The sequence below is a fragment of the Bradyrhizobium sp. AUGA SZCCT0105 genome, from assembly GCF_018129565.1.
In the GTDB taxonomy this organism is placed as follows: Bacteria; Pseudomonadota; Alphaproteobacteria; order Rhizobiales; family Xanthobacteraceae; genus Bradyrhizobium.
Genome location: NZ_JAFCMK010000010.1, coordinates 1 through 19681, shown reverse-complemented (window position 1 = coordinate 19681; position 19681 = coordinate 1). Strand labels below are relative to the sequence as shown.

Below are 19681 nucleotides of genomic sequence, written 5' to 3'. Positions count from 1 at the left end.
GCCGGAGAAACTGACAATGCGTCATGCGTCGTTTGGAATTCTGTCAGCGGCCCTGCTGCTGGCGTCGTCGGCCCACGCAGCCGACGTTGCCGCCGGCAAGGCGAAGGCCGAAATCTGCGCCGGTTGTCATGGCGACAACGGCATCTCGCAGACCGAGAACATTCCCTCGCTGGCCGGCCAGCTCGACCAGTTCATTCAATGGCAGCTGGTGTTCTTCCGTGCCGGTGCGCGCAAGAACGAGCAGATGCAGCCGATCGTCGAGCAGCTCACCAATGACGACATCCGCAATCTCGGCGCCTATTTCGCCTCGCTGACGCCGTTCAAGGGCGGCAAGGACGACAATCCGGAATTGTCCGAGAAGGGCAAGCAGGCCGCGGCTGGCCGCCGCTGCGCCTCATGCCATACCGATACATATGTCGGCACCAAGGCGGTGGCCCGCATCGCCGGCCAGCGCGAGGAATACCTCGTCAAGGCGCTGCACGACTACAAGTCCGGGGTACGCTCCGGCGGGGCGCAGGCGGCGATGGCCGACGTAGCCTATCCCTTGAGCGACGAAGAGATCACCGCGCTCGCGCACTATCTGGCGCATCTGTAGCCGCAACAACGGTGTCGTCCCTGCGAAAGCAGGGACCCATAACCACCGGCTTCAATTGTGTAGAAGAGATATCAACCCTGACCGCCTCAAATCGAGAAGCCGCGGCGTATGGGTCCCTGCTTTCGCAGGGACGACGGAGATAGTGCATAGCCCGGATGCAGCGAAGCGCAATCCGGGGCCGCTCGAACCATCACGCGAGAGTCTCGGATTTCGCTCCGCTGCATCCGGGCTACAGGTTTAACCAACCCGCTGCTTTTCATACGCCTTGAGATGGGTGTAGGCCGTGCGCAGCTTCGGCACCGGGATCTTGGCGGCATCGGCGCGCACGATCAGGTCGCCGATCACGTGGTCGGCCTCGACCGGCAGCCCCGCCTTGATGTCGCGGAACATCGATGCGGTCATCGGCGAGCCTTCGGTGGTCAGGAGCCCGCGGGTGCGCTGGAAGAACGGACCGCCCGGTGCGTGGCCGGCATCGGCGGCAATCGCGCTGCATTCGTCGAGGATGCCGAGCAGGAAATCCTGGCCGCCGGGCGCTGCCAGGATGTTGCCGACCGAGGTCCGCATCAGGCTGGTGGAAGCGGCGAGCGATGCCAGGAACACCCACTTCTCCCACATGTCCTGCATCACGTGGTCGCTGGCAGCCGCACCGTTGATCGCGGAGAAGGTCTCGGCGATCGCGCGCACCCGGTCCGACAGGCCGCCGGCGCGTTCGCCGAAGCCGAGCGACTGCATCGGCTGCAGCTGCACCACCTCGCGCTTCTCGTTCAGCGTTGCCGCGATCGCGCAGAGGCCGCCGAGAACGTGCTGGGCGCCGAACTTCTTGTCGAGCGCATCGAGATGCAGCATGCCGTTGAGCAGCGGGATGATCGCGGTCTTGTCGCCGACCGCAGGCGCAAAGGACTTGATCGCGTCCTCGAGATCGAACGCCTTGCAGCTCAACAGCACGACGTCGAATTTGTCCGAGAGTTTGTCGGCCTGCACGGTCGGCGGGTTGTTCAGCGTGACGTCGCCGTTCGGGCTCTTGATCACGAGCCCGGCGGAGGCGAGCTCGGAGGCGCGGCGGGGCCGGACGAGAAAAGTAACGTCGCGGCCGGCCTGAAGCATCCGGCCGCCGAAATATCCGCCGATCGCACCGGCGCCGACCACGAGAACGCGCATGGGAATTTGTCCTTCTTTGTTGTTGCCCGGGAAGCGAGCGAAGAGCGAATCGGGAATGGCGAATAGATAGGGATTCTGGTCGACTATTCGCTACCCGCTATTGGCCATTCGCTCATCTCACTTTCCCGACACCAGTTCCTCGACTTCGCGCAGCTGCTCCTTGCCGAAGAAGATCTCGTCGCCGACGAAGAAGGTCGGCGAGCCGAACGCGCCGCGCTCCACGGCGGCCTGGGTGTTCGCGATCAGCCTGGCCTTCACGTCGGCGTCTTGCGCGCGGGCAAACAGTTTGGCGGCGTCGAGGCCGGAGGCGGCGATGGCTTTGCCGGCGACTTCCGGATCGTCCATCTTCTTCGGCTCGACCCACATGTGGTGGAAAGCCGCCTCGATGTATGTCTCGAACACGCCCTCGAGCTGGGCGGCGACCGCCGCGCGCATCAGGTTCAGCGTATTGACCGGGAAGAACGGGTTCCAGGTGTAGGGATTGACCTTGAAGCGCTTGAGGAAGCGCTCGGTCTCGATCTTCATGAACTCGGGCTTGTTCTTGACGCCCGCCAGCGTCTCGGCCGGCGACTTGTTGTTGGTGGCCTTGAAGATGCCGCCGAGCAGGATCGGGACGTATTCGAACTTGACGCCGGTGCGCTGCTCGATCGCCGGGATCGCCTCGTGGCTGAGGAAGGCATTGGGGCTGCCGAAATCGAACAGGAATTGCGGATTCTGGCTCACGGCGGATTCTCCCTCGGCCTGTCTGGTTTGGGCTTGTTTGGCTTTTCTCTAGCATGGACCTGCTGCCGCAGGCGCCATCAGGAGAATATGATACTCATCATGTGAGCCGCGGCGCGCGATGTCAAATCAGCCGCTTGATGGTCTGCTTGCGCCATACCAGAGCGTAATAGGCCATCTGCAGCACGAACATGGTTGCGAAGGTGGCGGGATAGGCGATCCAGATGCCGCTGATGCCGATGGCGCGGCTGAGCAGGATCGCGACCGGCACCTCGACCAGCGCCATGGCCAGGATCGAGATGAACAGCGGCATCCACACCGTGCCGCCGGCACGCATCGCTCCCGAGAACACCGTCGCCATGCCGAACAGCACCATGCTCCACAGCACGATGTAGAGAAGCTGCTCGGCGAGCGCGAGCACCGCGCCATCGACGATGAAGAAGCCCATCAGCGGCCGCGCAAAGAGATAGCCGAGCACGACAAGTCCGCCGGTCAGCGCCAGATTCATCTCGACCCCGGTGCGGACGATGGCGCCGACCTGGCGCGAGTCGCCGCGGCCGATCGCCTGCGCGCCGAAGATCGACACGGATATTGCGATCGAGATCGCCGGAAACTGCACATAGCCGATCACCTGGTTGACCGCGCCATAGGCGGCGGTGGCGTCCGAGCCGAAGCCGTTGACGAGGCCGAGCAGCACCAGCTCGGCGAGCGAGACCACCACCATGCCGATGGCGGTCGGAATGCCGAGCCGCAGCACGATGCGCAGCAGGGCGCCGTTCGGCCGCATCGCGCGCAGGAACGCGGCATCGAAGGCGAGCGGATGCTTGTGCCGCAGCATGTGGATATGCAGCCACAGCAGCGTGACGACGCCCGAGATCGCGGAAGCAACGGCAGCACTGGCGACGCCCAGCATCGGCAGGCCGAGCCAGCCGCGGATCAATGCGGGCGTCACCACAAGGCCGACGACGGTCGAGACCGTCAGCGCCACCAGCGGCGTCACGGTGTCGCCGACGCCGCGCATCATCGCCGCGAGCAGCAGGAATGCGAAGGTCACGGGCATCGTGATCATCATGATCCGCGCATAGGACACCGCGGCGTCGAGGACGTCTGGTGGCGTGGCGAGCGCGATCAACAGCGGGCGGGCGAACAGGCCGCCTGATATCGCGATCGCAAGCGCCAGCAGCAGCGTCACGGTCATGGTCGTGCCGGCGACCGCCTTGACGCGATCCGGCTCGCCGGCGCCCCAGGCCTGGCCGATCATGACCGAGGCGCCGGCGCTCAGGCCGATCACGAAGGAGATGAAGAAGAACATCACCGGAAAGAACACCGACGCAGCGGCGAGCGCGTCGACGCCGATCATCTGGCCGAGATAGATGCCGTTGATGGTGCCGAACAGCGACTGCAGCACATTGCTCAGCAGCATCGGCGCCAAGAACGACAGGAAGGCTTTGCGTAAGGAGGGAGGCTTGGACACGTTCAACTTCCAAAAATCGAGACCGTCAGGACGGCGGCGGGGCGGGTCTTCGGTTCTGCTCTGAACGCTGAACCACCCGCCCGCCGCCGCCACCTATTTCGCGCGAAAGCGTCTCAGTCCGCTTGATCGCTATAGGCGAGCCCGATCGTGTGATCGCGGATATCGGCGGGCCAGTCCGCGATCAGCGTCGCAAAGCGCCGCCGGTCGTGCGCGAACAGCGCGCGGATCGCATCCTCGTAGTTTGGCCGGTTGCCGGCCATCGTTGTCATGAAGCGGTAGGCGGCATCCTGGGCGATGCGCGTGCGGTCCTTGTCGCCGCTCGCGCGCCGTGCCTCGTCGATCAATTTGCGGATCACAACCGATGCGCCGCCCTTCTGCTGCGCGAGCCAGTCCCAATGGCGCGGCAACAGCGTGATCTCGCGCGCGACGACGCCAAGCTTCGGCCGTCCCGGACCGCGCGGCCCGGCCGGCGTTGCCGGCTCTTCGTCGAGCGGAGGCGCGAGCTTCGGCAGCCGCGCCAGCACGTCTTCGACCGAGCCACGGAAATCGATATCGACCAGCGCCGAGGTGCGGCCGTTGAACACCAGGATCGCGGCATCCTTGCGCCGGTCGAGCAGCTGCTTGGCGGCGCGTGCAACCTCCTTGAGGTCCCCGGCCCCGATGCGATGCTCGCCTTCGAAGGCGACATAGGCAGGATTCATGGTAGACCTCTCCGATTGCGCGACGTATTGCCCGGGTCATTTCCAGCAAGCACGGCGCGTGGATCTCGACTTTCCTGTTCCCGGCCGGCACCAAACGCCGCCCGATTGCGCCGATATTTCAGAGGACGCCCATGCTGACGGTTCATCATCTCAACAATTCCCGCTCGCAGCGCGTGCTGTGGCTGCTCGAGGAATTGGGCGTGCCCTACGAGATCGTGCGCTACCAGCGGCAGCCCGACATGCGGGCGCCGAAGGAGCTGCGCGCGATCCATCCGCTCGGCAAGTCGCCTGTTGTCACCGACAACGGCAACACGATCGCGGAATCCGGCGCGATCCTCGAATACATCATCGCGATTTACGGCAATGGCCGCCTGATCCCGCAAGCCGATACGCCGGAGCGGCTGCGCTACACCTATTGGCTGCACTATGCCGAAGGCTCGGCGATGACGCCGCTGCTGTTGAAGCTGCTGTTCACGCTGATGCCGAAGCGCGCGCCGGCGCTGCTGCGGCCGCTGGTGCGCAAGGTCTCGAACCAGGCGCTGTCCACGCTGGTCAATCCGCAGCTCAAGCAGCACATGGCCTATTGGGAAGGCGAGCTCGGCAAGAGCGAGTGGTTCGCCGGCAACGAATTCTCCGGCGCCGACATCCAGATGAGCTTTCCGCTGGAGGCTGCCGCCGCGCGCGGCGGGCTCGCGGATGGCCACCCGAAATGTGTTGCCTTCCTCGAGCGCATCCACGCGCGCCCGGCCTATGCGCGGGCCTTGGAGAAGGGCGGGCCGTACGAGGTTGGCCGCTAACTGATCGCTCATCGCGGCAGCCCGACCAGCGGCAGCAGCCGCGAATCGGCCAGCGCCGCGGTGCGGTGGCCGATGCCGGCGAGGTAGGCCTCCGCCACCGCGAAGGCGAGGAACGCGCCACGGCTCTTCTGCCGGATCAGCATCGCGCGATCCCAGCGCTCGCCCTCGGGACCGATCAGGAACGAGCCGCCTTCACCCATGAACAGGATGTCGCCGCCGCTCTTCCGCAGATGCGGAAGCGTGTGAGCGACGTAGCGGTCGTAGGCCGCCGCACCCGTAATTGGCTGGGGCGGGGCGAGCTCCGGGCTTTGCGAATAGTCGGCGATGTCGCGGAAGCGCAGCAGGTTGAGCATCACCAGCTCGCCGGTGATCGCGCGCTGGGCGAACTCGCGCCCGGCGTTCCACGTCGGCTCCAGATGGCAGGTGGTGTCCATGTCAGCTCGTCCCATTCGCTTTCGATGGCGATGTTTTATCCGGGTGTAATTACTTTGTCAATAATACCCGGATATAAATAGCGTGCCGATACGACAGGAGCCGCCATGAAGACCGAAGACCGCAAGTTGGCCATTGCCGACTACAAGAAGCGCGCTGCTGTCGCCGGCGTGTTCGCGATCCGCTGCCGCGCGACCGGGGAGGTCTGGGTCGGGCAGGCGCTCGATCTGGAGAAAATCCAGAACCGCATCTGGTTTACGCTGCAGATGGGCAGCCATCGCAATGCCGAGCTGCAGTGCGCCTGGTCGGCGCATGGCGCCGACAATCTCTCGCTCGAAACGCTGCAGCGTATCGAGGATGAGGAGCTTGCCTATGTCCGCGATACGCTGCTCAAGGAGCGCGTGCAGCACTGGCGCGCGCAGCTCAGCGCGTCCGCCGTCTAGCTTAGCGCGCCGTCTGCGCGCCGCCCGCCGACGGCAACGGCTGCACGGTGACGCCGGGCGGCGGCACATCGTCGTCGGGCACAAAGAAATCCGACATCAACGGCACCGAGGGATCGACGCGATAGCGCTCGAAGTCACGCACGCCGTTGGCATAGAGCACCTTGTCGTCGATGCAGAAATTGCCGGTGAACTCGCGCGATGGCCGCGTGACGATCGCGTAGGCCGCATCGCCCATGATCTCGGGCGTGCGGCTGGCGCGCATCATGGCGTCGCCGCCGAGCAGATTGCCGACCGCGGCGGTTGCGATCGTGGTGCGCGGCCACAATGCGTTGACGGCAATGCCGGCGGCTTTTTGCTCGCCGGCCAGCCCGAGCACGCACATGCTCATGCCGAACTTCGCCATCGTATAGGCGGTCGAGTGCTCGAACCATTTTGTCTTCATGTCGAGCGGTGGCGACAGCATCAGGATGTGCGGGTTCTCCGCCTTCTTCAGATGCGGAATGCAGTATTTCGACACCATGAAGGTGCCGCGGGTGTTGATCCCCATCATGAGATCGTACCGCTTCATGTCGGTCGCCTGCGAGGGGGTCAGGCTGATGGCGCTGGCATTGTTGACGCAGACGTCGATGCCGCCGAATTCGGCGACGGTCTGCTCGATCGCTGCCATCACCTGCGCCTCGTCCCTGATGTCGCAGAGCACCGGCAGCGCCTTGCCGCCGGCGGCGCGGACCTCGTCGGCGGCGGTGTAGATCGTGCCCTTCAGCTTTGGATGCGGCTCGGCGGTCTTCGCCGCGATCGCGACGTTGGCGCCGTCACGCGCGGCGCGCAGCGCAATCGCAAGCCCGATGCCGCGGCTCGCACCCGAGATGAACAGCGTCTTGCCTTTGAGCGATGTCATCTGTTGGCTCCTCCTTAGTTAGGGACGCACACTATTAGGGCTCCCTCCCCCCTTGCGGGGGAGGGTTGGGGAGAGGGTAAGCCACAAGCACCGTCTTCGCGGCCACCCCTCTCCCTAGCCCTCCCCCGAAAGGGGGAGGGAACGACGGAGCAAGCGGCGCGGCCATCGCGCACCTGTTACGGCGCTACCCGCCCGCATGCAGCACGCGCCCGCGCGTTTCCGGCAGCGCGTAGGCGGCGATGAAGAACACGGCATAGGCCGCCACCGCGAAGATCGCGATCGCGTTGGCGAGCGTCGTCGTGGTCGAGAGCGCGCCGACCAGGAACGGAAACAAGGCGCCGACGCCGCGGCCGAAATTGTAGCAGAAGCCCTGTCCGGAGCCGCGCAGCCGGGTCGGATAGAGCTCGGTCAGGAATGCGCCCATGCCAGAGAAATAGCCTGAGGCAAAGAAGCCGAGCGGGAAGCCCAGCACCCACAGCACCTCGTTGGAGAGCGGCAATTGGGTATAGAGCAGCACGATCGCGATGGCGCCGAGCGAGAAGATCAGGAACAGATTGCGCCGGCCGATCCGGTCGGCAAGCCAGGCGCCGACCAGATAGCCGATGAAGGAGCCGATGATCAGCGTCGCGAGATAGCCGGTCGAGCCGACCACCGAGAGCTTGCGCTCGGTGGTAAGAAAGCGCGGCACCCAGAAGGTGATGGCGTAATAGCCGCCCTGCATGCCGGTGCCGACCAGCGAGGCCAGCAGCGTGGTCTTCAGGATCGGTCCCTGGAAAATCTCCCACAATGCGGCGGGCCCGCTGCCGGATGCCTGCTGCTGCGCCATCGTCGCGGCGGAGATCTCCGGCTCGGTGACATAGCGGCGCAGATAGAACACCAGCAGCGCGGGCAGCGCGCCGATCACGAACATCCAGCGCCAGGCGTTCTCGGGCGGCAGGATCGAGAACAGGATCGCCTGCGCGAGCACCGCAAGGCCCCAGCCGATCGCCCAGCCCGACTGCACCGAGCCGACCGCGCGTCCGCGATATTGCGGCCGGATCGCTTCGCCGATCAGCACCGCGCCGGCCGCCCATTCACCGCCAAAGCCCAAGCCGAGCAGCGCGCGGGCGATCAGGAGCTGGTCGAAATTCTGCACCACGGCGCAGACCAGCGAGAAGAACGAGAACCAGATGATGGTGAGCTGCAGCGTCTTGACCCGCCCGATACGGTCGGACAGATAGCCGCCGAGCCAGCCGCCGACGGCGGAGGCCAGCAGCGTCACGGTGCCGGCCAGCCCGGCGGTGCCGGCATCGACCTTCCACAGCGTGATGATGGTGCCGATCACCAGCGGATAGATCATGAAGTCCATGCCGTCGAGCGTCCAGCCCGAGGCGCAGGCCCAGAACGTGCGCCGCTCCGGCAGGTTCATGTCGCGATAGAAGGCGAGGAGACTGGTGTCCTCGATCTCTGCGACTTCGATTGATTTGGATTCGGCCGTGCTCATGCGCGTTCCCCGGAGAAATCATTCTCCGGCTGTTTGCGATCCGCGGCCGGAGTTGCGCGGACCGCCAATCTATCGCGATGTTGCAGGTCGGGCAAAGCCGCGTTTGCCCTCTAGGTCTTTAGTTTGAGCATGATCTCGGCGTAAACGCTTCGCGTTTGTCGCGGGAAAACCGCTTCGCACTTTGCGCGGCCGCGGCCGTACCGGTCCGGATCAAGCTCTAGTATCCCGCGGCCTCCGAGCCGCGCGTGCGTGGATCGGGTGCGCCGAGCAGACCGCTGGTCGTGACGACGATCGAGTTCGCGGAGGAGTAGCCGAGCGGCTCGACCGGTTTGTGCCCCTTGGCGCGCAACTCGGCGAGCACCTCGTCGGGAAAGCCGCGCTCGATCCGGACCTCGTCGGGCAGCCATTGATGATGCATGCGGGGCGCGGCGACCGCAGCCGCGATGTCCATCTTGTAATCGATGACGTTGACGATGATCTGCGTCACCGCGGAGATGATGCGGCTGCCGCCCGGCGATCCCGTCACCAGCACGGGCTTGCCGTCCTTGAGCACGATGGTCGGCGCCATCGACGACAGCGGGCGCTTGCCGGGTCCGGGCAGATTGGCCTCGAAGCCGACCAGGCCGAACGCATTGGAGGCACCAGGCGCCGCGGTGAAATCGTCGAGCTCGTTGTTGAGCAGCACGCCGGTGCCGTCGGCGACCAGGCCGACGCCGTAGGGGAAGTTCAGTGTGTAGGTGTTGCTGACGGCGTTGCCGTTGGCGTCGACGACCGAATAATGCGTGGTGTTGTCGCCCTCATGCGGCTGCTTGGCCCTGCGCGCGTCGGTCCAGGGCGTAGCGCGCGCGAGGTCGATGGTGGTACGCTGCCTGGCGGCATAATCCTTGTCGATCAGCAGCTGCGTCGGCGCGTCGACGAAGGCAGGGTCGCCGAGATAGCGGGCGCGATCGGCATAGGCCCGCTTCATCGCCTCGATCATGACATGCAGCGAGGCGGCCGAGCCCTGCTTCATATCCGACATCGGAAAGCCCTCGAGGATGTTGAGGATCTCCAGCAGCACGACACCGCCGGAGGAAGGCTGCGGCATCGAGACGATGTCGTAGCCGCGATAGGTGCCGTGGATCGGGGTACGGATCACCGGCTGGTAGGCTTTCAGATCCTCGAGCGTGAAGATGCCGCCGGCATTCTTGATCCCGCTGACAAGCTTCTCGGCGACCGCACCTTCGTAGAAGCCGCGCGGTCCCTGCTCGGCGATCGCCGTCAATACGCCAGCGAGATCGCCCTGGATCAGGCGGTCGCCCTCATGCAGCGGCGTGCCGTCGGCATGCGAGAACGTCTTGGCCGAGTTCGGCCAGCGCGACATGCGGCGGTACATGTCCGACAGCGTGTCCGACGTATCGTCGGTGACGATGAAGCCGTCGCTGGCGAGATCGATCGCGGGCTTGATGATTTGCGCCAGCGTGAACTTGCCGGAGCCGTATTTCTCCAGCGCCAGCGCGAGGCCCGCGACCGTGCCGGGCACGCCGATCGCGAGCGCGGAGTTGCGCGACTTGTCCGGGTCCGGCTTGCCGTCGGCATTCAGGAACATGTCGCGCGTCGCGGCCTGCGGCGCGGTTTCGCGATAATCGATTGCGACATCTTCGTTGCGGCCGGCGAGATGGATGACCATGAACCCGCCGCCGCCGATATTGCCGGCGCGCGGATAGGTCACCGCCATCGCAAAGCCGGTGGCGACCGCGGCGTCGACGGCGTTGCCGCCTTGCTGGAGGATGTCGGTGCCGACCCGCGCGGCCAGCTTCTCCTGCGCCACCACCATGCCGTTTTCGGCGCGAATGCTTTGAATCGTATTGGTGGCTGAGGGCTCGTAAGCGCGCCGCTGCACCTGGCCGAGGGCGGGTGTCGCGATGCCGATCGCCAGGAGAGCGGTAAACAGCCGTCGCGACATCGTTGCTGTCAGCGCCATCGAAATGTCCTGCCCTGTTCATCGCCGTATCAGCAAACCGGCCCATGCTATATGGGAACGGATTGAAGCGGCAAAAGCCTGCCTGTGGTTCGAGTTGGGGAATATCTTTCGCGATGACGGCAACAATGCAGACGGGCGCTGAACATGCGCAGGCCTACACCAAGGCCTATCCTGGCCGCGCAGCCGTCGTCAGCTGGATCTTCTTCGACTGGGCCGCGCAGCCCTATTTCACACTGATCACGACCTTCGTGTTCGCGCCCTATTTCGCGAGCTTCGTCGCGCCCGATGCCGCAAGCGGGCAGGCGCTTTGGGGCTTTGCCACCGCAGCTGCAGGACTTGCGATCGCGCTGCTGTCGCCGGTGCTGGGTGCGATCGCCGATGCCAGCGGCCGGCGCAAGCCGTGGATTGCTGTTTTCGGCGCGCTGCTGGTGATCGGCTCGAGCGCGATGTGGATCGGCAAGCCCGGCAATCCCGACATCATCCCGGCACTGCTGCTGGCGTATGCGATCGCCAGCGTCGGCGTCGAGTTCGCGACCGTGTTCAACAATGCGATGATGCCGACCTTGGTGCCTCCGGACCGGATCGGGCGGCTCTCCGGCACCGGCTGGGCCACCGGCTATGTCGGCGGCATCCTCAGCCTTGTGCTGGTGCTCGGCTTTCTCGCCGCCGATGCCGAGACCGGCCGCACGCTGTTCGGCTTCACGCCGCTGTTCGGCCTCGATCCCGTCATGCATGAAGGCGACCGCATCACCGGGCCGCTGACCGGGCTGTGGTTCATCATCTTCGTGACGCCGATGTTCCTGTTCACGCCGGACTATCCGGCGAAGCGTCCGATGCGCCAGGCGCTCGGCGAGGGCCTGCGCGAGCTCAGGGGATCATTGGCCAGCCTGCCGAAGCAGAAATCGCTGGCGTGGTTTCTGCTGGCGAACATGATCTACACCGACGGGCTGGTGTCGCTGTTCGCGTTCGGCGGCATCTATGCCGCCGGCACGTTCGGCTGGGACACGATCCGGATCGGCACCTTCGGAATCATTTTGGCGGTGGCCGGGACGTTCGGCGGCTGGCTCGGCGGCAAGCTCGACGATGCGTTCGGGCCGAAGCGCGTGATCACCGGCAGCCTCGTGATCCTGTTGTTTGCGATCGTCGTGATCCTCACCGTGAACAAGGATTCCATCCTGTTCATTCCGGTCGCGCCGCCGGTGCCTGGCGGTCCGTTGTTCGCGGGCGCCGCCGAGTGCGCCTATATCGTGCTGGGCTGCCTGATCGGCGCCACCGGCGCGCCGCTGCAGGCAGCCTCGCGCTCGCTTTTGATCCGCCTCGCGCCGAAGGATCGCATCGCGCAGTATTTTGGCTTGTTCGCGCTCACGGGCAAGGTGACGTCGTTCATCGGCCCGCTGCTGATCGGCGCGATCACGGCCGCGACCGCGAGCCAGAAATACGGCATGGCGGTGCTGGTGGGGTTCTTCGTGGTGGGGCTGGTGCTGCTGGCGAAGGTGCGCGAGTAAACCACCGCCGTCGTCCCGGCCAAGCCAACGGGTCCGCGCTAAGCGCCGCCAGATGACAGGCTCCGCGCGAGCCGGGACGCATAACCACCGCAGCTCGTGTTGCGCGGCACTGGAGCCCGAGCTTTTTCCGACAACTGACGCCTGTGGTTATGGGTCCCTGCTTTCGCAGGGACGACAGCCCCGTAGCCCGGATGGAGCGAAGCGTAATCCGGGGTCTTTGGTCCGCGGAGAAACCGTCCCGGATTTCGCGTCGCTCCATCCGGGCTACGGTCGCAGTCAATGCCTAAAATGCCGCACGCCGGTGAACACCATGGCGATGCCGTGCTCGTCGGCGGCCTTGATCACCTCGTCGTCGCGCATCGAGCCGCCCGGCTGGATCACCGCGGTCGCGCCGGCCTCGATGCAGGCGAGCATGCCGTCGGCGAACGGAAAGAACGCGTCGGAGGCGACCACCGAACCCTTGGTCAGGGGCTCGGCGAGCTTCAGCTCGGCCGCCGCATCCAGCGCCTTGCGCGCGGCGATGCGCGCGGAATCGACCCGGCTCATCTGGCCGGCGCCGATGCCGACGGTGGCGAGATCCTTGGCGTAGATGATGGTGTTCGACTTGACGTGCTTGGCGACGCGGAACGCGAATTTGAGATCGCGCAGCTCGGCGTCGGTCGGCGCGCGCTTGGTCGCGACCTTCAGATTCATGTCCTCGACGACCGCGTTGTCGCGGCTCTGCACCAGCAGGCCGCCGGCGACGGTCTTGGCGGTGAGGCCGACTGCGCGCGCGTTCGGCAGGCCGCCCGCGAGCAGCAGGCGCAGATTGCGCCGGCCGGCGATGATCGAGATCGCCTCCTCGGTCGCGTCGGGTGCGATGATCACCTCGGTGAAGATGCCGATGATGGCGCGCGCGGCATCTGCATCGAGCGTGCGGTTGACCGCGATGATGCCGCCATAGGCCGAGGTGGAGTCGCAGGCGAGCGCGCGGGCGTAAGCGGTGGCGAGATCCGGACCCTCGGCGACGCCGCAGGGGTTGGCGTGCTTGACGATCACGCAGGCCGCGGTGCGCTGCGGATCGAACTCGCCGACGCATTCATAGGCCGCATCGGTGTCGTTGATGTTGTTGTAGGACAGTTCCTTGCCCTGCAGCTGGCGTGCGGTCGCAACGCCCGGCCGCTTCTCCGGCGTGGCGTAGAACGCCGCGGTCTGGTGCGGGTTCTCGCCATAGCGCAGCGACTGGATCAGTCTGCCGCCGAAGGCGCGGAAGTCCGGCGCCTTGGTGTCGAGCTGCACGGCAAACCAGTTCGAGATCGCGGCGTCATAGGCCGCGGTGCGTGCATAGGCCTTGGCGGCGAGCCGGCGGCGCAGGCCGAGCGAAGTCGCGCCCTTGTGCGTGGCGAGCTCGTCCAGCACAGCCTGATAATCCTGCGCCTCGACCACGACAGCGACGTCGTCATGGTTTTTCGCCGCGGCGCGGATCATCGCGGGGCCGCCGATGTCGATATTCTCGATGCACTCCTCGAAGCCGGCGCCTTTGTCGACGGTGGCTTCGAACGGATAGAGATTAACCACCAGGAGGTCGATCGGCGCGATGCCGTGCGAGGCCATCGCCGCGGCATGTTCCTTGTTGTCGCGGATCGCGAGCAGGCCGCCATGCACCTTCGGATGCAGCGTCTTGACCCGGCCGTCCATCATTTCAGGGAAACCGGTGAGCTCGGAGACGTCCTTGACCTTCAGCCCGGCCGCCGCGATCGCCTTGGCGGTGCCGCCGGTCGACACCAGCTCGACGCCATGGTCGGAAAGCGCCTTGGCGAAATCGATCAGTCCGGTCTTGTCGGAAACGGACAACAGAGCGCGGGTCACGCGGCGAAGCTGTTCGGTCATCTAGGAAATCCCTGGCTGTTAAGGCAGCCGGGTAGCATGGTTTTGTGCGCTATGAAACCAGTGCGGAAGGTCGATATCCCGGGAAATTGCGAATGACTGGGCCGAAATCGCCCGGCCCTGCCTACCCGTCACTCTGAGGAGCGCGTAGCGCGTCTCGAAGGGTCGACGGCCACCGGCGGGGCCGTGCATCCTTCGAGACGCCGCTTCGCGGCTCCTCAGGATGACGGTTCAAATAGCGGAGATTGCCCTACAGCGGCAGTTCCGGCTCGCGGCGGGCGTTGCGGCGGGCGTTGGTGGCGGTGACTGAGGTCGAGGAGCGCACGAAGCTCCAGCGGATGGTGGCGGCCTGCCTTGCGTCCTGCCGGATCACGATCTGGGAGGTGCGGCGCGGACCGTCATTGCCGGCCAGGAACACGCTGTCCTCGAGGTCGACCTTGTCGTCCATCGCCTCGAAGGTCCAGACGTCGCGATTGGGCAGCACCAGCATCACGCCGCGGGCGTCCGACAGCCGGCTCGCCTTCACCGACGGGTGCAGATGGAAGCGCAGCGCGAAATCGGCCTCGCTGCCCTTGATGCGCCCGCCGGGTGCCGGCGACAGCGAGTCCTCGCCCTCCATCCGGGTGCCGTCCTGGGCAATCATCAGCACGCGGCGGTGGATCACGCCGAAGCGCGAGAGATAGCCGTCATGCGAGGCGGTCAGCACGTCGCCGTCGGGGATGGCTTCGCGGTAGCTCTCGACGTTGCTGGGCCCGCTGGTAACCGGCGCGCCGCGCAACAGCCGCTTCATCGCCGACAGCTCGACGAACTGGCACGACGAGGTGTCGCGATAGGTCAGCGTCGAATGCGCCGCGGTGGAACGCGCGAACGGCCGCCAATTGTCGCGCCCGGTGTTCGGCATGCCGCAATTGACCACGATACGGCTCACCCCGGAGGACAGCTCGAACGACAGGCAGCCGGCATGCGCATCCTGGCTGACGCTGGCCGGCGGCGGCGGACCGGTATCGATGATCAAGGTGGTGTTGCCGGCATCGAGGCGCTGGAAGCCGCTATGCGGCATGCTCGACATCGGCACGCCGCGAGTGTCGTCATAGGCGAGCAGCGTCGCGACGAGGTCGGAGGGCGCAGTGCTCATGCCGTTGAACAGCGCGAAGCTGCCGTCGCCGTGCCGGAAGAAGCGCAGCATCGGCATCATGCGGTCGATCGCGTTGAGCAGCGCCGGGGGCGGCGCGATATTGCGTGCAGCGAAGGTCTGGCGCAGCGGCAGCAGATCGCTGAGCAGCTCGACCAGCGCGCCGGGATTGCGCGAGATATGGCCGCCATCAGGCAGGATCTGGCGCTGCAATTCGTCCGACAGCCTGCGCGTCGCGGATTTGATGTTGCGCGCCTGGTTGGCGAGGCAGAGCGAGGCATAGCACAGCGCGATCAACACCTGCAGGCGCGGCACGCCGTCATTGTCGAGCGTGGCGTGGCGCAGATAGCGGATCTCGCGCGCCAGCCCGCGCAGATATTTGCGGTAGAATTTTCCGTCGGTGTCGCCGAGCACCAATGGCGCCTGCGACAACAGCGAGATCACCCGCCGTGCACGCACATCTGCGCGCCGCTCCAGCGGCCGCTTGCGCGCCTGGTTGGAGATCCAGTCGTCGACCAGCGAGCGGGCATTGGCGCGGGTCAGCGCGGTGTCGGCGGCGCGCAGGTGGCGTAGCCAGCCGAAGCCGAGCAGGGCGGCTTCCCAATCTTCCGACGGCGGTTCGAGATCGAAGATCGAGCGGCCGTGGCAGGTCACGATCTTGCCGGCGAAAACGAATCGCCCGGCATAGATCTCGGCCGCGCGGGTGGCGTCGGCGGTCCGGAGGTCATGCGGGGCGATGATCAGCCGGTCGGTGCGGCCGGGCCAGAGCCGCGACAGCGCCACCGTGCTCCCGCTGGCGCGTGCGAGCATGCTGCGGGCAAACCGGCCAGCAATCAGCGTCGAGATGCGTCTGCTTTGAGCGACCGACACGCCTAACCTTGCGGGGAGGGAATTTTCAACGAATCCTTATTTAATCCGGAAACGCGGCCAAGACACCCTCTTGATATCCAAGACACCCTCTTGATACCGCGCGAATCACTTCGAGCTTAGAGGACTGAAGTTTAAAATCAGGATTTGACCAGCCGGGCGGCGTAAAAGCCGTCCAGCCCGCCCAACCGCGGGTCGGCGTTGGGCAAATGGCTGGGCAGGGTGCGCAAATCGCCGTCTGCGGTGATGATGTCGTCGAGGCCGGCGACTTCGCTTGTCTCGACCGGCGCTCGGCGCAGGCCTGATTCGCTCGCCAGCAGCGCCGCAATCGCGTGCTCGCCTTCCTCCGGCTCCAGCGAGCACGTGCAGTAGACCAGGGTGCCCCCGGGCTTCAGCAGATTGGCGGCCTTATGCAGCAGCCGCTTCTGCAGCGCCGTCAGTGCGGCGATGTCGCTCTCCTGCCGCAGCCAGGCGACGTCGGGATGGCGGCGGATGGTTCCCGTCGAGGTGCAGGGTGCATCGACCAGGATACCGTCGAAGCTCGCGGCCTCCGCCGGCCATTCGGCCGCGTCGGCGACGACAGTCTCTGCCTGCAACTCCAGCCGCGTGAGGTTGTCGCGCAGCCGCGCGACCCGCGCCGGCGAGCGGTCGACCGCGGTGACCTGTGCGCCGGCCAACGCGAGCTGGGCGGTCTTGCCGCCCGGCGCCGCGCAGAGGTCCGCGATCCGCTTGTCCTTGATGTCGCCGAACAGGCGCACCGGAAGTGCTGCGGCAGCGTCCTGCACCCACCATTGGCCTTCGGCAAAGCCCGGCAGCATCGTGACGGAACCCTGCAGCAGCGTGCGCACGGTTCCCGTCGGCAGGATCTCGCCATGCAGGCGGCTCGCCCATTGCGGCGCGTCCGACTTCACCGTGAGATCGAGCGACGGTTCGTGGCCGAGCGCCAGCGCCATGTCGCGCGCGGTGGCTTCACCGTAATGCGCATTCCAGCGCGCCAGCATCCATTGCGGCAGATCCAGCGTCTGCGGGCTGATCTCGTCGATCAGGCCCTGGCCCTCGCGCGCGCAGCGGCGCAGCACGGCGTTGACGAGCCCGGCATATTTCGCCGCGCGCCGGTCGGACTGCACCAGCCGCACCGACAGATCGACCGCGGCATGGTCAGGCACGTCCATCCAGAGGATCTGCGCGGCGCCGATCAGGAGCGCGCTCTGCGCGCGCGGTGCATCGGTCGGAACGCCGCGGTCGAGCAGCCGCGACAGCAAATGGCCGAGTGTGCCGAGCTTGCGCAGGATGGTCGACACCAGCCGGCGCATCAGCGCGCGGTCGCGATCGGCCAGCGATTTCAGGCCGGGATGCGCGCCGGCGCCGTCGAGCTGATCGTCGAGCGTGCGGTGCTTGTGCAGCACGCCATCGAGGATGTCGGCCGCGATACGGCGCGCCGCGAGACCGGGGACTTCGGCAGGGACTGCAAATCTTGAAGGAGGCATGGAGCGGAGATATCTCGAAGGTGCTGAGTTACGTTCGGCTCATGCCATCAACTCGAAAACACCTCTGGCATGCGAATATGCCAAATGTAAGAATCATCTTGCGGGATTTCTTGATCGTGATGCCGTCACGGAGCCAACACCAAGATACGAAATTCGCAGGCAGAAAGTTTTGTCAAAAAGGCCCGTCATGTCTGAGAAATCGCCATCGCCGTCTCCGCCGGAACCCGCGCCGCGCAAGCCGCTGACGCCGGCGGCGCAGCGCGCGCTCGCCGAGGCCGCGGCGCGGCGCAAGGCTGCCGAGGAGGCCGCCGCGAAGGATGCGGCCGCGCGGCCGAAGGAATTCCAGGGCCCGAAGGGGCCGGAACCAACGCGCTATGGCGATTGGGAGACCAAGGGCATCGCCTCGGACTTCTGAGAGGTTTTGGAGTGTCTTGCCTGACCGTTCGACTCGGGCCAGTCTGGGAATATGTCCCCATACGAGAGAATAAATCCTTATCGTGGGACGGGACGTCCGCCCTTTCGCCGCTCGCCCTGGGGCCGCCGCGTCTCGGCGGCGCTGCCGTGGGTGTTCGTTCTCGGCATCGCCGTCGGCAGCATGTTGCCGATCCGCCGATGGGTGCCTGAATGGGTGCCCTCGCCATCGCACTGGTCGTTGAGCCGGTCGCGCGATGCCGAAATGATCTGGCAGCGCGGCGGCGCGCCTGACGCGCGCCATGCTGTCGACGTGATCAGGACGATCGATGGTGACACGTTCGAGGCAAGGGTGCATCTCGCGCCGGGGCCCGATCTGTATACGCGGGTGCGGCTGCGCGGCATCGACGCGCCGGAGCTGAAGGCATCCTGCGCGCGCGAACTGCAGATGGCGCAGGCAGCCACGGTGGCGCTGCGCGATCTGCTCGGCCAGGGCGATGTCGCGATCTACAATATCGGTCCCGACAAATATCAGGGCCGCGTCGTCGCCGATGTCGCGACCAGGAAGACCGACAACGTCTCGGCGGCGCTGCTCGCGGCCGGCCATGCGCGCGCCTACAATGGTGGCCATCGCTTCGGCTGGTGCGGAAATTTTGCGCGCTGAGTAACAGCGTCGCGGCCGCGGCCATGCTGAACGGCCAAATAAAAAGCCGCGCATTTGCGCGGCTTTTCTTTCGACGAAGCGCCCTGCGCGATCAGCGGGTGACGACGACCGTCGTGCCGATCTCGACGCGCGAGTAAAGATCGGTGATGTCGGTGTTCAGCATGCGGATGCAGCCGTAGGAGACGAAGCCGCCGACCGAGCCGGGCACGTTGGTGCCGTGGATCGCGTATTCGCCGCCGGCCAGCGTCATCGCGGCGACGCCCATCGGATTCGCCGGCGAACCGCCGGCGATCACGTTCGGGATGCTCGGCTTGTCGCGCTTGACCTCGGCGGGTGGCGACCAGGCCGGGTTGCGATACTTGCCGTCGATCCGGGTGGTGCCGGCCCACTGCTTGCCGGACTTGCCGACGCCGACCGGGTAACGCATCGCGTGGCCGGAATCGAGAATGAGGTAGAGCCGCCGTTCGTTGGTCTTCACCACGATGGTGCCCGGCTCATAATTGTCGGCGTGTATTCCGACCATTTCCGGCCGCGCTTCGGCCGTCTGCGACATCACAACAACAGCACCAAGGGTGGCAGCCAGCGCCACCGCAAACTTCATCGACATCAACCTCTCCACTTCCCAACAGCTCCCGCGAGGGAGCCAAAAACGAAGGTGCAGAGCCCTGAAAAAACCGGGCCCGCCGGTCTCGCGCACGCAATATTAACCGCGTGTCTTAACCGGGTGGTTTCACACCGGCCGCGAGACACGTCCTGATGGCCGGCAGAAAAGGAAAAGTTCGGATTAAAGTAAATGACCTGAAAACAACACTTGGCCACAAACGCGCCGCAATCGCGCCGCGCCTCTGACAATCCCGTGAAATGGCCGCACCGAGCGTTTTTTGAGCGAAGCCTGTCCCGCCCGTGATGCGGGATGGATGCCGGGTCGCGTGACGAGAAAGCGAAGGGCCGCGGCGGAGATCGCGCGCGGCCCTTCTTCAATGTCCCGATATTGCCGTTGCCGGATTACTTCTTGTTCTGCCGGTTCTGCACGAGGTCGTCGACGACGGCCGGATCGGCCAAGGTCGAGGTGTCGCCGAGGCTCG

At 65.7% G+C, this 19681-nt stretch carries 18 protein-coding genes; 6 read left to right on the top strand and 12 right to left on the bottom strand.

Annotated elements, in window-relative coordinates:
- The first annotated feature begins 16 nt into the window (after positions 1-16).
- Positions 17-595: a cytochrome c gene (locus JQ573_RS33585; protein ID WP_212312843.1), complete on the top strand. Its 579-nt coding sequence runs from the start codon at positions 17-19 to the stop codon at positions 593-595.
- A gap of 237 nt (positions 596-832) precedes the next feature.
- Here the strand turns inward: JQ573_RS33585 and panE are convergent, their stop codons facing one another.
- The 4 genes from panE to JQ573_RS33565 all read right to left on the bottom strand — a co-directional run bounded on the left by panE (position 833) and on the right by JQ573_RS33565 (position 4648).
- On the bottom strand, positions 833-1753 hold the full coding sequence (gene panE / locus JQ573_RS33580) for a 2-dehydropantoate 2-reductase (protein ID WP_212312846.1): 921 nt from the start codon (positions 1751-1753) through the stop codon (positions 833-835).
- Between the two features lie 117 nt (positions 1754-1870).
- Complete coding sequence (locus tag JQ573_RS33575) at positions 1871-2476, bottom strand: 2-hydroxychromene-2-carboxylate isomerase (protein ID WP_212312848.1); 606 nt, start codon at positions 2474-2476, stop codon at positions 1871-1873.
- A gap of 121 nt (positions 2477-2597) precedes the next feature.
- The gene (locus JQ573_RS33570) at positions 2598-3953 is read right to left on the bottom strand and encodes an MATE family efflux transporter (RefSeq protein WP_212312850.1); all 1356 of its coding nucleotides are present in this window, start codon (positions 3951-3953) and stop codon (positions 2598-2600) included.
- A 107-nt stretch (positions 3954-4060) separates the two neighbouring features.
- The gene (locus JQ573_RS33565; RefSeq protein WP_212312852.1) at positions 4061-4648 is read right to left on the bottom strand and encodes a DUF2239 family protein; all 588 of its coding nucleotides are present in this window, start codon (positions 4646-4648) and stop codon (positions 4061-4063) included.
- 131 nt (positions 4649-4779) lie between these two features.
- Between JQ573_RS33565 and JQ573_RS33560 the strand changes: the two genes are divergently transcribed.
- Positions 4780-5445, top strand: coding sequence for a glutathione S-transferase family protein (locus tag JQ573_RS33560; RefSeq protein ID WP_212312854.1), 666 nt, complete (start codon positions 4780-4782; stop codon positions 5443-5445).
- A gap of 8 nt (positions 5446-5453) precedes the next feature.
- Here JQ573_RS33560 and JQ573_RS33555 read toward each other — a convergent pair whose 3' ends face one another.
- Entirely contained in the window at positions 5454-5879 is a 426-nt protein-coding gene (locus tag JQ573_RS33555; RefSeq protein ID WP_249132622.1) for a DUF1330 domain-containing protein, read from the bottom strand.
- Positions 5880-5984: 105 nt separating this feature from the next.
- Here JQ573_RS33555 and JQ573_RS33550 point away from each other — a divergent pair, with 105 nt between their 5' ends.
- Positions 5985-6320 carry a GIY-YIG nuclease family protein gene (locus tag JQ573_RS33550; RefSeq protein ID WP_212312858.1) on the top strand — a complete coding sequence of 112 codons (336 nt, stop codon included), beginning with the start codon at positions 5985-5987 and terminating at the stop codon, positions 6318-6320.
- Between the two features lies 1 nt (position 6321).
- On the opposite strand, the gene JQ573_RS33545 is transcribed toward JQ573_RS33550, so the two are convergent.
- From JQ573_RS33545 to ggt, 3 genes are all read right to left on the bottom strand, one after another.
- On the bottom strand, positions 6322-7218 hold the full coding sequence (locus tag JQ573_RS33545; RefSeq protein WP_212312860.1) for an NAD(P)-dependent oxidoreductase: 897 nt from the start codon (positions 7216-7218) through the stop codon (positions 6322-6324).
- A 184-nt stretch (positions 7219-7402) separates the two neighbouring features.
- Positions 7403-8701: an MFS transporter gene (locus tag JQ573_RS33540; RefSeq protein WP_212312862.1), complete on the bottom strand. Its 1299-nt coding sequence runs from the start codon at positions 8699-8701 to the stop codon at positions 7403-7405.
- 217 nt (positions 8702-8918) lie between these two features.
- On the bottom strand, positions 8919-10664 hold the full coding sequence (ggt, locus tag JQ573_RS33535; RefSeq protein ID WP_212312864.1) for a gamma-glutamyltransferase: 1746 nt from the start codon (positions 10662-10664) through the stop codon (positions 8919-8921).
- Positions 10665-10789: 125 nt separating this feature from the next.
- Here ggt and JQ573_RS33530 point away from each other — a divergent pair, with 125 nt between their 5' ends.
- Entirely contained in the window at positions 10790-12169 is a 1380-nt protein-coding gene (locus JQ573_RS33530; RefSeq protein WP_212312866.1) for an MFS transporter, read from the top strand.
- A 276-nt stretch (positions 12170-12445) separates the two neighbouring features.
- Here JQ573_RS33530 and purH read toward each other — a convergent pair whose 3' ends face one another.
- The 3 genes from purH to JQ573_RS33515 form a co-directional block, all read right to left on the bottom strand.
- Positions 12446-14038: a bifunctional phosphoribosylaminoimidazolecarboxamide formyltransferase/IMP cyclohydrolase gene (purH, locus tag JQ573_RS33525; protein WP_212312868.1), complete on the bottom strand. Its 1593-nt coding sequence runs from the start codon at positions 14036-14038 to the stop codon at positions 12446-12448.
- Between the two features lie 247 nt (positions 14039-14285).
- Positions 14286-16037 (bottom strand): heparinase II/III family protein, encoded by a 1752-nt coding sequence (locus JQ573_RS33520; RefSeq protein WP_212312870.1) that lies wholly within the window; start codon positions 16035-16037, stop codon positions 14286-14288.
- A 137-nt stretch (positions 16038-16174) separates the two neighbouring features.
- Positions 16175-17521 (bottom strand): RsmB/NOP family class I SAM-dependent RNA methyltransferase, encoded by a 1347-nt coding sequence (locus tag JQ573_RS33515; RefSeq protein ID WP_212312872.1) that lies wholly within the window; start codon positions 17519-17521, stop codon positions 16175-16177.
- A 187-nt stretch (positions 17522-17708) separates the two neighbouring features.
- On the opposite strand from JQ573_RS33515, the gene JQ573_RS33510 reads away from it, so the two are divergent.
- On the top strand, positions 17709-17936 hold the full coding sequence (locus JQ573_RS33510) for a DUF1674 domain-containing protein (RefSeq protein ID WP_212312874.1): 228 nt from the start codon (positions 17709-17711) through the stop codon (positions 17934-17936).
- A 51-nt stretch (positions 17937-17987) separates the two neighbouring features.
- Positions 17988-18596: a thermonuclease family protein gene (locus JQ573_RS33505; protein WP_212312876.1), complete on the top strand. Its 609-nt coding sequence runs from the start codon at positions 17988-17990 to the stop codon at positions 18594-18596.
- 91 nt (positions 18597-18687) lie between these two features.
- Here JQ573_RS33505 and JQ573_RS33500 read toward each other — a convergent pair whose 3' ends face one another.
- Positions 18688-19203, bottom strand: a complete 516-nt coding sequence (locus JQ573_RS33500) for a L,D-transpeptidase (RefSeq protein WP_092121208.1) — start codon at positions 19201-19203, stop codon at positions 18688-18690.
- Positions 19204-19681: the final 478 nt, after the last annotated feature.